Here is a 15,295-nt window from a genome sequence, read left to right on the forward strand (position 1 = left end):
CTTTATAATTTTTTTTGGATTAGTGCCGTAATTTTTTGGCTAGCCAATTGCCAGCCCATTGAATAAGGCAAACCATAAGGATCAGAACGGCAACGACCCAAAGCATGACCGTTGTATTAAAACGCTGATAGCCGTAACGAATAGCAAGATCTCCCAAGCCACCCGCACCGATTGTCCCTGCAATTGCAGAAGCACCGACCATGGTGATAAGGGTGACGGTTAAACCAGAGATCAAAGAGGGAAGTGCCTCTGGAATAATGACTTGCCGGATAATGGTCAGCCGTGTGCCGCCGATTGCACGGACAGCCTCAATCAGACCTGTATCAACTTCTGCCATGGAGACTTCTGCAATACGTGCAAAATAGGGGATCGCTGCAATGGAGAGCGGTACGATTGCAGCTTCTGTTCCCAAAGAGGTTCCTGCAATGAAACGTGTTGTCGGAATGAGAATGACCAGCAAAACAATAAAAGGTACCGCACGGACAGCGTCTACAAAAAGCTCAACAATCCGAGGAATGACTGGCAATTTCCAGAGTTTTGCCGGCCCTGTTCCAATGAGGAAAAGGGCAATAGGCCCACCAATCAGCACAGCAATTAAGGTTGAGGCAAAAACCATTTCCAATGTTTGGAGTGTACCGATCCAAATTAGATGCATAATTATTGGTGACATAACCATCCTAACAACCGAAAAGCTTGGGCTTTTTGGTTAATCCATTCAATGGCCTCGTCACATCTTTCGCCGGAGAGACTTACCAAAATATCGCAAGCAGACTGTCCGCCAATTTCATTTACACCGCCCTGTAATAATCTTGTCTGAACATTAAACTTAAGGGCAAGTTCAGAAAAGAGCGGGGCGGTTACATGGTTACCTTCGAGATAAATGCGGGCAACGGCTTCATGACATGCCGAGGATCTATTGGGTTGGAGCAATTTTACAAAAGATTCCGGCAGTTGCGGTTGAATTTCTGCGAGAAGCGGTTTGAGTGCAGGATGTTCTGGTTCGTGACGAACGAAATGGCTGAGATTACAATCTTCAATCAGATGCCCTTTGTCCAGGACAAGAATGCGTTTCGCAAAGCGTTTCACCACTTCCATTTCATGTGTGATAAGGACAATGGTGAGGCCAAGTTCTTTGTTAATATCACGCAGTAAATTTAAGATGGAAGCCGTTGATTCAGGATCAAGGGCAGAGGTTGCTTCATCTGAAAGCAAAATATCAGGATTGGTTGCTAAAGCACGCGCAATTCCAACTCTTTGCTTTTGCCCTCCAGAAAGCTGGTGTGGATATTTCTTTTCGAGCCCTGCCAGCCCAACCAGTTTGACAAGCTCTTGAACGCGTTGAGAAATCTCAGAGCGTGATTTGCCCGCAATTTGAAGCGGCAGGGCAATATTACCCGTTACAGTGCGAGAAGTCAGAAGATTGAAATGCTGGAAAACAAGTCCAATTTTACGGCGAATTTTGACAAGACCAGATTCTGGCAATTTTACAATATTGGTGCCATTAATAATAATCTCGCCAGCCCCCGGACGCTCAAGAGCGCATAAGCAACGAATGAGCGTTGATTTTCCGGCACCGGAACGCCCGATTAAGCCGACAATTTCGCCTGATTTGACAGAAAAATTAACATCATTAAGTGCCGGCTGCCCATTAAACCAATGTGAGAGATGTTTAATCTCCAACAAAGATTTATGGTCTTCGGCACTGCGAATAGCAGTGGCGTAATGGTTCATGAGGAAAAGGCCGGAACCGTTACGTCATGGTAAGCAGAGCGGATCGCAGCGGCCACATTTGGCTGCTGAAAAGATTGCACAAGAATTTTTACCCAAGGTTTTTTTAGATCACTGTCATTGACGGCGATGAAATTAACATAAGGGTTATCTTTGAGATCTTCTGCACCGATACGGGATTTGGCAATATCAATACCGGCTTTACGTGCCCAGTCCGTATTGACAACAGCCGCTGAAAGATCAGGTAAAGAGCGCCCGACAATTCCCGCATCTAATTCTTTGATTGTGATATTTTTGGGATTTTCAATAATATCCAAAGATGTTGGGTAAGTGCCAGAATTTGGTGCAATTTTGAGGACACCTAATTTTTCTAAAAGATGCAGAGCCCGCCCTTCGTTTGAAGGGTCATTTGGCACACCGATGACGGCATTTTTAGGTAAATCCTGTGCCGTTTTATATTTAGTGGAATAAAGACCAATCGGTTGGAAATAAGTATCGCCAACACGGGTGATATTGAAATGTTGATTTTGTCTCTGCGCTTCCAGATAGGGTTGGTGCTGGAAAGCATTGGCATCAAGATCATGTTCTGCCAGTGCGATATTGGGCGCCGTATAGTCGGAAAAAGATGTCACTTTGATGGTGAGGTTTGCCTTTGTAGCGTTTTCTTGAACAACACGCCACACATCTTCATCTTCTCCAGAGATAATGCCGACTTTAATCGTTTTTGCTTGAGGAAGTGTTAAAAGTTCTGGGGAGGCTTTTTTATCTTGCGCAAAAGCGGGGCTGTTTAACATCACAGCGCACCCACATAGAGCAAGGGCTGCCGCCGAAATAGTACGAAAGAAGTCACGGCGCAGGATGCTAGTCATAAGGTAACCTTTTATAGAATGATAAGGGACTTATTAACGCATATGTATAAAATACGCATTAATGAATTATCTTCTCTAATTTAAGCAGGATTTTGGAAATTTTAAAAGAGCTATAAGAAAGGCAACACTCTAAAGGCTCATTCCAAGGGCATTTCCTGTAAAATGCTTTATTCCGCTTCTTGTAGATTTTTAGAATTTATGGCAGAGTTCAAGAGCTTATTAAATATTTTTAGGACTCTCCTTCTAATGTCACAGGTTATTCTTTCCGCTCTGAAGACAGGCACTGTAACAGGTACAATTATACCTATTACAGGTGGTGCTGTATGGGAGAGAAAGCCGTTCGATATGAAGATTTGAAAATTCGAAGAGTCATTTCAAAAACAGCTTAGAACTTCTCTCCCGTCCTTTTGAAAGAAAAGACGGGTTTTTTATTATTTAAAGAATCAATTTAAGGATTGCATTGATGGCCCAAATATCGAAAGCGGAAGCTCACTCTTCCAAAAAGAAGGGGATAGGCCCTTTACAGCTTATTGCGCTTGGGGTCGGCACATCTTTAGGATCAGGTTTATTCGCCGTCAGCGGTATTGCCGCAGGGCAGAATAGTGGCCCGGCTGTTTCTATCAGCTTCATATTGGGAGCGATTGCCTGCGCACTTGTTGGACTTTGCTATGCAGAATTATCAACAATGTTTCCAAAAGCCGCAGGGGCTTCTTACGCCTATATTTCAGCAGCGCTTGGGGAATGTCCCGCTTGGCTTATGACTTGGTGCCTTGTTTCTTCTTATATTCTTTCGATCTCAATTGTTTCGGTGAGTTGGAGCGGCTATCTCAGCGCTTTTTTAGCCAAATGGCATTTTTATATTTCACCGCAGATTTTAGAGCCTTTAGGAACGACTTTGACGCTTTCGAATGGTAGTCATGTGCTTGCTTATGGTGTCTGGCCTGGAATTCTTCTGATTTCCTTCGTCACGCTTCTCTTAAGCGTCGGAACAAAGGAATCTATTGGCTGGAATAGTTTTTTTGTCACCTTAAAAGTTGCTGTCGTCCTTTTATTTGTTATTTGCGCACTGCCTTTCATCTCGATGGCGCATTATACACCTTATATTCCGGCAAATCAGGGGCAGTTTGGACATTTTGGCTGGAGCGGTGTCATTTCTGGTGCCGTTTTGGTTTTCTTTTCTTATTTAGGATTTGATGTTGTGGCTTCTGCTGGGGTGGAGGCACGTAATCCGCAGCGTGATTTACCGATTGGGATTTTAGGGGCGTTGACCACTTGTGCTGTCTTAGCCGTTGGTTTTTCGGGTTGTTTGGTTGGTATTGTGCCTTATTTAGATCTCGGCCATGATACAAGTCCACTTGCAACGGCAATGGCACATCTTCAAATGCCTTTTGTTGCGGAATTTCTCAATATTTGCATTCTTTTAGGGTTTAGTGCGGGACTTTATGGGATTATTTTCGGGCAAAGCCGTGTGCTCGCCTATATTGCGGAAGATGGGCTTTTGCCGCAGATTTTTGCGAAAAAGAACAAACGCCAAGCCCCGTGGGTTTCCATTTTGTTTCTCTCTTTGATCGGCGCTGTGCTTGCGATCTTTATCCCTGTAAAACTTTTGGGCGGCGTAGCTTCTCTCTCGGTTTTATTAACCTTTTCAAGTGTTTGCCTTTCCTTAATTTTACTCCGTATTCGCCGCCCGGAAGCGATTAGAACTTTTCAGGTTCCTTTTGGAAAATGGCTTATTCCCGGTGGTGGCATTGTCGTTTGCGGTGTTGGACTTGTAACGGTAGAGCCAAAATGCTGGATTTATTTGGGGGTTTGGTTGCTTGCAGGTGAGGCAATTTACCTTTTGTACGGGCGTAAGCATAGCCGTGCCCGCTGTCCAGAAACTCTTTAAAGCGTAATGAAAAATGAGAATTTTTAAGGATATTTATATTTTATGAAACAGCAATCTTTAGAAGCTGAAAAAAAGGGGATGGGTCCTTTTCAATTGATTGCTTTAGGCATCGGTACTTCCCTTGGTGCTGGACTTTTCGCAATTAGCGGCATTGTTGCAGGACAGTTTAGCGGCCCCGCTGTTTCTTTATGCTTTATTTTTGGCGCAATGGCCTGTGGCTGTGTTGGCTTATGCTATGCGGAACTTGCGACAATGTTTCCGAAAGTTTCAGGGGCTTCTTATACTTACATTTCAGAGGCGATGGGCGAATGTACGGCATGGTTGGTCGCATGGTGTCTGGTAGCCGCCTATATCGTCTCGCTTTCTCTGGTTTCTGTGAGCTGGAGCGGTTATTTAGCGTCTTTCCTTTCAAACTGGCATATTTTTTTGCCTGAGAGAATTTTATCTCCCTTAGGCACATCGCTCTCGGATGGCGCATTAGCGCTTGGCGTTTGGCCAGCCATTTTTATTTTAAGCATCGTTACAGGGATGCTGTGCATGGGGACAAAGGAATCTTCTGGCCTTAATAGTTTTTTTGTTTTTTTGAAAATAGCCGTCGTTCTGATTTTTGTTCTGGTTTGCCTGCCTTTTCTTCTACCCTCAAATTATATCCCTTATATTCCGGCTAATCATGGCGGATTTGGACATTTTGGCTGGAGTGGCATTGTCAGCGGAACGGCCTTTGTTTTTCTTTTCTACCTTGGTTTTGATGTTGTCGCCTCTGCTGGACCGGAAACCCATAATCCACGCCGGAATTTACCCATTGGTATTTTGGGCACTTTAGCCTCCTGCGCTTTGCTTGCCGCTTTATTCTCTGGCGCAATGGTGGGGATTGTCCCTTATGAAAGGCTTGCAGAGGATACACATCCTTTGGCAACGGCAATGCAGGTTTTAGATATGCCTGTGGTTGCACAAGGTTTAAATTTGGCCATTCTTGTTGGCTTTATCGCAGGATTATACGGGATTATTTTCGGTCAAAGCCGTATTCTTAGCCATATTGCAGAAGAGGGGCTTTTACCGGCTATTTTTGCGAAGACAAATAAGCGTCACGCCCCGTGGTTTTCTATTGTCTTTCTTTCTTTTATTGGCGGAATCTTAGGCTTCTTACTGCCTTTGAAAGCTTTGGGGAATGTCATTTCTCTCGGAGTTCTATTAACTTTTTCAATGGTTTGTTTAGCCCTTATTGTTTTGCGGATACGTGCGCCGGAAAAGCAGCGTCCTTTTGAGGTTCCCGGTGGAAAATATCTGATTCCGATGACGGGGATCATTTCCTGTGCTGTTGGGTGCTTTACAATAGATGCCAGAAGTTGGCTTTATTTAGCCCTTTGGCTTGTTATTGGTTTTGTCGTCTATCTTTTTTATGGTCGTCGTAGAAAAAATCTGGGAAGCTAAGATTTTTAAAAAAAGAATAATTTTAACCTTTTAAACTTTGGTGGTCGTCTTAAATTGCATGAATTGCGCTGAGGAATAAAAAATGAAAAAAGCTTTTCGTAAAAGACTTTTGAGGCTGAGTTTGCTTTCTTGTCTTTCATTGCCGGCTGCTGGATGGGCGCAATCGGAAAGGGGCGTCGTCGATGAGTGGTATGCCCATTTAACCATGGATCTGATGCTCGGCAGTAAAGTCGGGGCGGCGGCGATTTATCAAAACCGTGTGCCGTGGCTTTTCTATTTCTATCCTGAGTTAAAGACACTCCCTTTAGTGCCGGCCGGAGGCTTAAATATTGAAAAGCTTATTTCGATGAATCCGAAATATGTTGTTTTACCTTCAGCCTATAAAGCGCAAGAAAACATTCTTAAAAATGCCAAAATTCCTGAAGTGACTTTTGCGTTTAAGGATTTTGCGGGGCTTTTGGAGTGTGTGGATCAAAGTGCGAAGCTTGAAAATACCCAATTTGCCTTAAAACAAGCTGCCGATTACCGTTCTTTTGTTACAAAAATTGTTGGGGAGGAGCTTCTTAAAAAAGAAGAAACCGTTAAAAAAGAGGATTTTAACTGGCGTAAATTCTTACCTTTTTCCTCTGAAAATACCAGCCAAAAACCTAAAATTCTGCATATCTCTTCTCTTAATCCTTTAACCGTGGATGGTAAGGAGACGATTATTGATGAGTGGATTAATCTTGCCGGCGGACAAAATGCCGTAACCGTGAGCGGCAATAACCATGATATGACATGGGAGCAGGTTTTTACCTCTAACCCAGATATTATTATTTTAGCAGAGGGGGCAGGGAAGTGGGAAAAGGGAACGGTTCCCCAAGGGGCAGCATTCCTTCCAGCGATTCAAGCTGGGCATTTATACCGCAACCCGACAGGGATTTTTCTCTGGGATCGTTATGGGGTAGAGTTGCCGCTACAGCTTTTATGGGTAAAATCCATTATTGCGGCTAAAAATCCCAATACAGCAGAGATGAGAGAAAAAATGAAAATCTTTTACGAAAGATTTTTTAATCTCCATCCTTCTGATCAGGTGTTAGCTCAGATTCTAAAAGGGGAGCGCCCAGCCTCTTAAGAGGTGAACGCTCCCATCTTGAAAATGAGAGAGAGCCCTTATTTTGTTGGGGCTAAAACCATAATCATTTGACGATTTTCGAGTTTTGGCATGAGCTCTGCCTTGCCAACTTCGCCGATTTCTTCTCTGAGACGTTCCATTATTTTTACACCAAGTTCCTGGTGAGCCATTTCACGGCCTTTAAAACGTAGGGAAACTTTGACTTTGTCGCCAGCTTCTAAGAAGGATTGCACGGCACGAAGCTTAACTTGGAAATCATGTTCTCCCGTACCGGGACGAATTTTAACTTCTTTTAGCTCAATCACTTTTTGTTTTTTACGAGCTTCATTTTTCTTTTTTTGCTGCTCATATTTAAACTTGCCGTAATCAAGAATCTTGCAAACAGGAGGAGTCGCCGTGGGACTAATTTCGAGAAGATCCATTCCTTCAGCGTAGGCACGGGAAATGGCTTCACGGATTGGCAAAATACCAACCATATCGCCATTTGCAGCTACAACGCGAACTTGTGGGGTGCGGATTTCTTCGTTAAGGCGTGGCCCATCCTTTGTAGGGTTTGGGGCGTGTGGAAGTCGTGCTATGTTCAGGTCCTCGCAAACGTAAATAATAATTACCAAAGAGATTACAGGTCAAAGAAATGTAACGTAACCTCTAAGGCGCTTAGCTTATATCTTAAATATAATCATGAACCAAGTTGGTTTACAGGGGAAGCTTTAAGATATATGTCCCATTCTTTCAAGATCAGGCGCAATTGCTCTATTCTTTAGGAGTTCGATTGCCTCATCAAGAGAGATAACGGTATTTTTTTGTGATCCCAACTCACGGATAGACACCGTTCCATCTTCAGCTTCTTTACGCCCAATAGCGAGAATGAAGGGGACTTTCTGAAGACTTAGATCTCGAATTTTAGCATTGATTTTATCATTTTCAAAATGCCGTTGAACGGAAAGGCCAACTTTTTCAAGTTTTTGCGCCACATTTTCTGCATATTCGTTGGCATCTGAAACAATGGTTGCAACAGCCGCTTGAACCGGAGAGAGCCAGAGTGGGAATTTACCAGCGTGCTCTTCGATCAGAATCCCCAAGAATCGCTCAAAACTGCCTAAAATGGCACGATGAAGCATAACAGGGCGGTGACGATTGCCATCTCGGCCGATATAGGAAACATCCAATCTTTCTGGAAGAACATAATCAACTTGTAAGGTACCGCATTGCCATTCACGTTCTAGGGCATCGGTCAGAACAAATTCGAGTTTAGGGCCATAAAAAGCGCCTTCCCCCTCATTCAATTCATATGCGACTCCTGCCATTTCACAGGCTTTTTTGAGGGCACCTTCTGCACGATCCCATGTTTCATCAGAGCCGGCACGGGTTTCTGGACGGTCTGAAAATTTAACACTAAAATTTTCAAACCCAAGATCTTTATAGGCTTCAGAAAGCATCGCAACAAAATGTGCGGTTTCCTCCGCAATTTGATCCTCTTCACAGAAAATATGGGCATCGTCTTGGGTAAAGGCACGAACACGCATAATACCGTGGAGCGCACCTGAAGGCTCGTAACGGTGACAGGAGCCAAATTCTGCCATCCGCAAGGGTAGCTCACGGTAAGAACGTAGGCCATGACGGAAAATTTCGACATGGCAAGGGCAGTTCATTGGCTTAAGGGCAAAGAGTTTGTCCTCCTCATCCACATGCGCCAGATACATATTTTCACGGTATTTATCCCAATGCCCGGAGCGTTCCCAGAAAGAACGGTCTAAAAGTTGTGGGGTTTTTACCTCCTGGTAGCCGTAACGCGTTTGAAGGCGGCGCATATAATTTTGCAGTGAATTATAAATATTCCAGCCTTTTGCATGCCAAAAAATCTGTCCAGGTGCCTCTTCTTGAAGATGGTAAAGATCCATCTGTTTACCGATTCGGCGGTGATCACGTTTTTCGGCCTCTTCCAAACGGTGAAGATAGCTTTTTAATTCTTTTTCATCCCGCCAAGCCGTACCGTAAATACGGGTTAGCATCGGATTATGATGATCACCACGCCAATAAGCGCCAGCAACACGCATCAGTTTAAAGGCAGTGCCAATATCGCCTGTATGGCGTAAATGCGGACCACGGCAGAGATCGAGCCATTCCCCTTGGCGGTAGATGGAGAGATCTTCGCCCTCTGGAAGATTTTCGATGAGTTCGCCTTTAAAGATCTCCCCTTTTTCTTTGAAAAATCCCAAGGCTTTTTCACGGTCCCAAACTTCACGTTCAAAGGGACGTTTAAGCGCAATGATCTCTTTCATTTTGGCTTCGATTGCATCGAAGTCAGCAGGGGTAAAAGGCTCGGAACGTTCAAAATCGTAATAAAAACCATCTTTGATGCTTGGGCCGATCGTCACCTGTGTACCGGGCCAAAGTTCCTGCACTGCTTCGGCTAAGACATGCGCTGCATCGTGACGGATCAGCTCAAGTGCTTCAGGGTCTTTTCGGGTAATGAAACGGATTTTAGCATCTTGCGAAATGGTTTCGCTGATATCTTTGAGATGGCCGTCAACTTCCATGGCTAGGGCAGCTTTGGCAAGGCCGGCACCAATGGACAAAGCAGCCTCAGTTCCTGTGACAGGATGACTAAATTGCCGTGTATTTCCATCGGGGAGCGTGATGACAACCATCTTAAAAACTTTCTTATTAATTTAAAATTATAAACTTAAAAACCAGTGTCCAAAAATTAGCCTAGTTTTTTTAATAAATGAAGGGCTCTTTTTAGGACTTCTCTGAAAGAGAGGGAAGCGGTGTCTCTTGCCTGCATTGTCACGACGTTTCCGGCCTTGAGCGGAATAGGCGCATGAAAACGTGGATCGGAGAAGGCAGAGAATAAAACCAATGTTGGGCAGGCACAAAATGCGGCAAGATGCATCACTCCTGTGTCCGCACCAATACATAAGACGGCCCTTTCCATGATTTTTGCTAAATCCGGAAGTGTCGTTTTGCCTCGAAGATCAAGAATATGCAGCTTGGAGAGTCTTTTTTGTGATTCTAGAGAGGCAGGACGTATGCCGGTTAGAACGGGTTGAAAGCCTTCTTTTTCAAGAAGAACCGCAAGCTGGATAAAATTTTGCAATGGCCATGATTTGTGTAAGTGTTTTTGACCGGTTTCAACGGATAAAACAACATAAGGACGTTGTGCCTTCTGTGGGAGAAGATCCTTCCCCGCATGGATAAGCCAATCGGCTTTCTGCGGCGCAAGGGGAGGAATATGCAGCGCTTTTAAAAGATATTTTTGACGCATAAGGGCATGAAGCGGTTTTTTCTTCGCAAGATTTTTTAAAAGAAAAGGTGCGTCCTCATGTTTAGAAAAAAAGAGATATAGCTTAGATCTCAGCGATTGCTGAAGGTCAATGACAAGATCATATTGCGCAATTTGAGCAATCTGTTGTCGGAGCCTTTGCCATTTTTTCAGTGAAAGTCCGGGACGTTCTCTGGAATCGGTTAAGATAGAATCAAAATAAGGGGAAAGCGCCGCTAAATCTTTTAAAGAGGGATCACAGAGCAGACTGATATGTGCCATCGGACAAGTGTGGCGAATGGCTTCAAAGCTTGGAAAGGATTGGATAAAATCGCCAAGAGCGCCATGTTTAATAATCAGAATTTTAGGTCGCATGTTTTTGTGATTCCTTTTAAAAATCCCCCAACTCAAAGGAGGAGGGGGATTTTCTTAAAAAGCGCTGTAAAAGAGAGCTTAAATAAGGAGCGGTGGCGCTCATTCATTTTATGATGCTTGAGGTGCTTTTCCGGTTGAGGAATCCGCAGCCACGACAACCATTGCAGGTTTTAGAAGACGGTTTTTAAGCTTCCAAACGGGATTATGTGCCATCATGACATGTCCCGGCGCATGGTCTTCGGAGTGCATTTGTTGCAAAGCCTCATGTAAATTAGGGTCAAATGCGTTGCCGACAGGATTGTCTCTGGTAATACCGTGACGCTCTAACATGGAAAGAAAAGATTTTTCCGTGCTTTCAAGACCCTTGCGGATGGCCTTTAGATTATCCGAATCTTCTTCAGTGGCAGGAGGAAGAGCAGCAAGTGCGCGTTGGAGATTATCAATTTCGCCAACGAGATCTTTTGCAAATTTCTGAACGGCATAATCACGAATATCGGATTTTTCTTTTTCCGCACGGGTGATGAAATTTTGTTTTTCGGCTTCGGAACGTTTCCAGCGGTCTTCCATTGCGGCTAAGTCAGCTGCCATGCTTTCGATGCGGTTGTCTAAATCTTCCTGAGGATCAACATCCTGCGCCTCTTCCAAATTTTCATTTTGGGCAACATTCTCTGTTGCTGCCTCAGCTTCCGGAGAGTTGGCGTGAGAGTCCGAAGAAGAATTTTGAGAAGGATTTTGTTTGCTCATAATATTGCCTGAAGCGATGCCTGCTTAGAAAAATTAAAATATTAGCGTTTCATTACCACAAAGCGCATTGACTGTGTGATAAAATGAAGCTTCTGAAATTACTCTTATAAGAATTGGCAATCCTTTCTCCTGAAAACAAGGGTCAAAATATCTTTTCACCCTTGAAATAGAATTTCAGGAAGATAATCTTATCTTTTATAAGGGGGCAGAGTTTTATCGCTTTAAGGAGTTCCAAGCATGCAAGAGCCTTCAACGGAGAGAAAGATTTCCTCATCGCCAGTAAGGCTTTCAACCGAAAAACGGCAGACTCTTATTTTAAGTGGGCTTTCCGGCGCTGGGAAATCCTCAATCCTCGCAATGTTAGAAGATTTAGGCTACGAGGTTGTCGATAATCCGCCGCTTGAAATTTTAGAGACTTTAGCAGATCATTCAAGCGAACGCCGTGCGATTGGCATTGATGTACGTTCGTACGGTTTTAAAGCCGAAGCTTTGTTAAATAAGCTCCAAAAACTTCGGGAAAATAAGAATCTCTCGATTGAGTTGCTTTATACAACAGCGGATGAAGAGGTGCTGATGAAGCGTTTCACAGCCACGCGGCGCCGTCATCCACTTTCGATGCATTATGAATCAGGCCATCATGGGGAATGCGCCTCTTTAAGAGAGGGGATTGCCAAAGAAATAGCGCTTTTAGAGCCGATTTGTCAGGCGGCAGATGATGTTTTAGACACATCGGATTTAACTTTGCCGGCTTTGCGCCAGTTGGTTCAAAATCGTTTTAGCGGCAATAAAGATTATAAAATGGGGGTAACAGTGACCTCATTCGCATTTCCGCATGGTTTGCCGCGGGAAGCGGATATGATCTTTGACGCAAGATTTCTTAAAAACCCTTATTATGTTGAATCTCTGAGAGAGAGAACAGGGCAAGATTCGGATGTTGTCGCTCATATTGCTGAAGATGAAGATTATGAGAGATTTTATCAAAAAATTTTAGAAATGGTGAAATTGGTACTGCCTCGCTTTGCCAAAGAGGGAAAAAAATACGTTACGATTGGGATCGGCTGTAGCGGTGGACGCCATCGCTCTGTCGCTTTAACGGAAAAGCTTGGGCATGATTTAAATGTCATGGCGCAAAAAGGTCTGCCGAGAGATCAGGATTTTTCTTTGACCGTTGCCCATCGGGAGCTCAAAAAACAAACGCATTTTCAAGTGAAGGCAAATATTTAAGTCAAAGAAAATGTCTGTTCGCTTATTTGATTTTTCGGTTTGAAAATGGAAAAGCCTCCTGGTCAGGAGGCTTTTTTTATGTGTCATTCTTAACCTTTGATAATGACATTTTCATGCTCGCCCGCCGCTTTAAGCTCTTCAAATAAGGCTTGTAGGAAAGCACTTTTAATTTTTGCTGAACTGCCGTTGCTGGGATACCAGAAACGCAACATGAAATTAACATCCGGCCCATAAAGGGCTGTTGTTAAAATCACAGGTGCAGGGGAGACAAGAATATCTTTTTGCAAACCCGCAACTTTGAGAATAATCTGGTTAATCTTGATAAGATTGGCGGTGGTTGGAAAGTCGAAAGTAATGACCATCCGATTGGGATTGGCATTAAAGGTGCTGTTTTTAACCGTTGAAGTGATAAATTGAGAATTCGGAACAATCATTGTTGTGCCGTCTGGTAGCATGATATTCGTTGCACGCATGGCAATGCGCCGAACCTCTCCGGAATTTCCTGAAACTTCAATCGTATCGCCGGGCTGAATGGGACGTTCCGCTAAGAGCATAATGCCAGAGACAAAATCTTTCACAATAGATTGTAAACCAAATCCCACACCAACCGACAAGGCAGACACAACCCATGTCACACTGCTAACAGACACGCCTAAAAGTCTCAGGCAGAAAATGCCTGATGCGATCCATGTCGTATAAGTGAGAATGGTGATGATGGAGCTTTGTGCGCCATTGCTTAATTGCGTTGTTGGAAAGAGGCGTGAAGTGAGCCAGAGACACGCCAGCTGAATCCCATAATAGGTGCAGGTTAACGTCAGCAGACAGGAAAGCAGCATTTTTGGGGAAATGGGAATATCGGCGAATAAAGCCCCTAAGAAGATTTTTTGCAGACGGATACAGAGATCAAAAAGGGAGAAATGAACGCCATTCATAAAAATAGCGATGGCCACGGCACACATAAAGACTGTGCCAAGGGCACCAATAACAACTTTTAACTGTTCAATACGGCTTTTGGATAGACCGATCATCTGAAGTTTCTTGATAAAAGGCTGCCCTTTCGCAAGGCCAAGCGCTGAAAGCTGTTTCCACGTTCCGATAAACAGACAAACCAAAGCAATATCATAAACCAGTACAAGCAACTGCGTATTAATGACAAAGGCTAACGCCATATAGCCTGTTACGATCGCCAAAATGGTGAGCATTAAAATGGCAGAGCTGAGGAAATGCAAAATCGACCATCTACGGTTTAAAATGGCTTCAAATTTTTGCTTTCCTGTCAGGTTGCTTTCATCAATCGGTTGAGAATGGTCAAATTCTCTGGGTGTTTTTTGCGTCCGGAAAAGCAAACTCAAAGAGAAAGCATCCAACAAGGCAATGGCCCCTTGCATAAAGGCCGCAAAATTGGGGGCAATAATCTCACGCTCTAGAAGTCCAATCAGGTTGGAGGCTAAAACCAGACTGATTGCCATCAAAAAGCTTGAGACGGGGCGGGGCATTCCTCTTGTCCAGCCAAGCAGGGGAAGGCCAGCCCCTAAAATGAGCGCGCAAGCAGGAAGACAGCTATTGATGACCTGCGCCAGTCCATAATTTTGGGCATGAATGCACAAGGTCCAAAGATTCCAAACAATTAAGGAAACAAAAACGCAAATAATGGCAATGGCGAGCTGACCCGGCGTGCCAAGCGGGACGGCATTTAATTCCTCTCGGAGAAGAATTTTTTCCTCCTCCTCTAAAATTTCAAGTTTTTTGGCCTTTTGATCCGGAGAATGCGGTGAAAAAACCCGTGTAATCAGGGATAGATTGGGAGGTGAGTTTAAATTCAGTTCAATATTGGCTTTGGCCCATGCTCGAAAGATTTTAGGAAAGATTTTTCCCATTTGGTGGCTGAGAAAAAGAATGAGCAAGAAGGTGAAAGTAGCCCCTCCGAAAAGGAAAAGCGTCATTTGCATGCCGCCGCTATCTTTTAAAAGAGTCGTACTTAGGCCTTTTTCCTTATAAATTCCCTGCCAAAAAGCTGGCATGACTGGGCTAAGCGTGCGTTTGGTTAAAATTTGATGCTGTAACTTGTCCAGGAGGCTTTTGGTAAACCCATCCAATTGTTTTGCCTGCATTTGATAGAGTTTTGCCTCCACAAGAGCGGCACGGACATTATGCTGATTTTTTTGAACCTCTTTGCGTTGGCGTGTGATTGCCGGCTCTTCATTCTCTACAGGCTGTTCACCTAAAATTTGGAGAAGCGAGCTGAGGGAGCTGTTATAGCTTTCCATCTGCTCGACAAGCATATCCGTACGCTCAAGCGTATGTTTGAGCGTTTTATGAATTTCATCGAGCTTTAAAGAGCTTAGCGTGGAGGAGTTTTTCAAAAGCCCCAAGACATTGGCAAGTGTCTGATGGGTTTGGCTCATCTGCGTTTTTTCATCGGTGCCAAGCCCTTCCCATCCCATTTTGATAACGGAAAGTTCACTTTCTGTCAGATTATCTGCCTGAGAAGGGGGGAGCGAAACGGTAGGGATACCCGGTGTTAAAAGCGCCTTTTGTTGGGCGAAGGCTGGAGGTTGAAAGAAACAGAAACTCAGAAGAAATAGACTGAAAAAAGCGGAAATTTTCCAGCCCGATTTTTTTGAAGAGAAATGTTTCATATCGTCTCGTTTATTGAT

General features: G+C 44.0%; 12 protein-coding genes. 4 read left to right on the forward strand and 8 right to left on the reverse strand.

The genetic code is table 11. From position 1 onward, the window contains the following. Positions 1-19: 19 nt before the first annotated feature. The 3 genes from FAI41_07215 to FAI41_07225 are packed head-to-tail and all read right to left on the reverse strand — an operon-like array spanning position 20 to position 2,522. Positions 20-670 (reverse strand): ABC transporter permease, encoded by a 651-nt coding sequence (locus FAI41_07215; protein QCE33385.1) that lies wholly within the window; start codon positions 668-670, stop codon positions 20-22. Continuing rightward, entirely contained in the window at positions 658-1,683 is a 1,026-nt protein-coding gene (locus FAI41_07220; protein QCE33821.1) for an ATP-binding cassette domain-containing protein, read from the reverse strand. Before FAI41_07220 ends, FAI41_07215 begins: the two co-directional genes overlap by 13 nt. Positions 1,684-1,727: 44 nt before the next feature. Beyond that, the gene (locus FAI41_07225) at positions 1,728-2,522 is read right to left on the reverse strand and encodes a metal ABC transporter substrate-binding protein (GenBank protein QCE33822.1); all 795 of its coding nucleotides are present in this window, start codon (positions 2,520-2,522) and stop codon (positions 1,728-1,730) included. Positions 2,523-3,060: 538 nt separating this feature from the next. Between FAI41_07225 and FAI41_07230 the strand changes: the two genes are divergently transcribed. From FAI41_07230 to FAI41_07240, 3 genes are all read left to right on the forward strand, one after another. Continuing rightward, positions 3,061-4,485 (forward strand): amino acid permease, encoded by a 1,425-nt coding sequence (locus tag FAI41_07230; protein ID QCE33386.1) that lies wholly within the window; start codon positions 3,061-3,063, stop codon positions 4,483-4,485. A 42-nt stretch (positions 4,486-4,527) separates the two neighbouring features. Then, complete coding sequence (locus FAI41_07235; protein QCE33387.1) at positions 4,528-5,916, forward strand: amino acid permease; 1,389 nt, start codon at positions 4,528-4,530, stop codon at positions 5,914-5,916. Positions 5,917-5,998: 82 nt separating this feature from the next. Next, complete coding sequence (locus tag FAI41_07240) at positions 5,999-7,030, forward strand: hypothetical protein (protein QCE33388.1); 1,032 nt, start codon at positions 5,999-6,001, stop codon at positions 7,028-7,030. Positions 7,031-7,068: 38 nt separating this feature from the next. On the opposite strand, the gene FAI41_07245 is transcribed toward FAI41_07240, so the two are convergent. The 4 genes from FAI41_07245 to FAI41_07260 all read right to left on the reverse strand — a co-directional run bounded on the left by FAI41_07245 (position 7,069) and on the right by FAI41_07260 (position 11,414). Further along, on the reverse strand, positions 7,069-7,608 hold the full coding sequence (locus FAI41_07245; GenBank protein QCE33823.1) for a translation initiation factor IF-3: 540 nt from the start codon (positions 7,606-7,608) through the stop codon (positions 7,069-7,071). Positions 7,609-7,740: 132 nt separating this feature from the next. Beyond that, positions 7,741-9,681 (reverse strand): threonine--tRNA ligase, encoded by a 1,941-nt coding sequence (gene thrS, locus FAI41_07250; protein ID QCE33389.1) that lies wholly within the window; start codon positions 9,679-9,681, stop codon positions 7,741-7,743. A gap of 56 nt (positions 9,682-9,737) precedes the next feature. Beyond that, positions 9,738-10,670: a glycosyltransferase family 9 protein gene (locus FAI41_07255; GenBank protein QCE33390.1), complete on the reverse strand. Its 933-nt coding sequence runs from the start codon at positions 10,668-10,670 to the stop codon at positions 9,738-9,740. A 108-nt stretch (positions 10,671-10,778) separates the two neighbouring features. After that, a complete protein-coding gene (locus FAI41_07260; GenBank protein ID QCE33391.1) occupies positions 10,779-11,414 on the reverse strand; it encodes a nucleotide exchange factor GrpE in 636 nt (211 codons plus the stop codon). Positions 11,415-11,651: 237 nt separating this feature from the next. Here FAI41_07260 and rapZ point away from each other — a divergent pair, with 237 nt between their 5' ends. Beyond that, complete coding sequence (rapZ, locus tag FAI41_07265) at positions 11,652-12,638, forward strand: RNase adapter RapZ (GenBank protein ID QCE33392.1); 987 nt, start codon at positions 11,652-11,654, stop codon at positions 12,636-12,638. Positions 12,639-12,727: 89 nt separating this feature from the next. Here the strand turns inward: rapZ and FAI41_07270 are convergent, their stop codons facing one another. After that, the gene (locus FAI41_07270) at positions 12,728-15,277 is read right to left on the reverse strand and encodes a mechanosensitive ion channel (GenBank protein QCE33393.1); all 2,550 of its coding nucleotides are present in this window, start codon (positions 15,275-15,277) and stop codon (positions 12,728-12,730) included. Positions 15,278-15,295: the final 18 nt, after the last annotated feature.

The sequence above is a fragment of the Acetobacteraceae bacterium genome (genome assembly GCA_004843165.1).
Classification (GTDB): domain Bacteria; phylum Pseudomonadota; class Alphaproteobacteria; order Acetobacterales; family Acetobacteraceae.

Coding starts and splice junctions, on each gene's coding strand:
- FAI41_07215 (QCE33385.1), bottom strand. CDS start 670: ATGTCACCAATAATTATGCATCTAATTTGGATCGGTACACTCCAAACA.
- FAI41_07225 (QCE33822.1), bottom strand. CDS start 2,522: ATGTTAAACAGCCCCGCTTTTGCGCAAGATAAAAAAGCCTCCCCAGAA.
- FAI41_07230 (QCE33386.1), top strand. CDS start 3,061: ATGGCCCAAATATCGAAAGCGGAAGCTCACTCTTCCAAAAAGAAGGGG.
- FAI41_07235 (QCE33387.1), top strand. CDS start 4,528: ATGAAACAGCAATCTTTAGAAGCTGAAAAAAAGGGGATGGGTCCTTTT.
- FAI41_07240 (QCE33388.1), top strand. CDS start 5,999: ATGAAAAAAGCTTTTCGTAAAAGACTTTTGAGGCTGAGTTTGCTTTCT.
- thrS (QCE33389.1), bottom strand. CDS start 9,681: ATGGTTGTCATCACGCTCCCCGATGGAAATACACGGCAATTTAGTCAT.
- FAI41_07255 (QCE33390.1), bottom strand. CDS start 10,670: ATGCGACCTAAAATTCTGATTATTAAACATGGCGCTCTTGGCGATTTT.
- FAI41_07260 (QCE33391.1), bottom strand. CDS start 11,414: ATGAGCAAACAAAATCCTTCTCAAAATTCTTCTTCGGACTCTCACGCC.
- rapZ (QCE33392.1), top strand. CDS start 11,652: ATGCAAGAGCCTTCAACGGAGAGAAAGATTTCCTCATCGCCAGTAAGG.
- FAI41_07270 (QCE33393.1), bottom strand. CDS start 15,277: ATGAAACATTTCTCTTCAAAAAAATCGGGCTGGAAAATTTCCGCTTTT.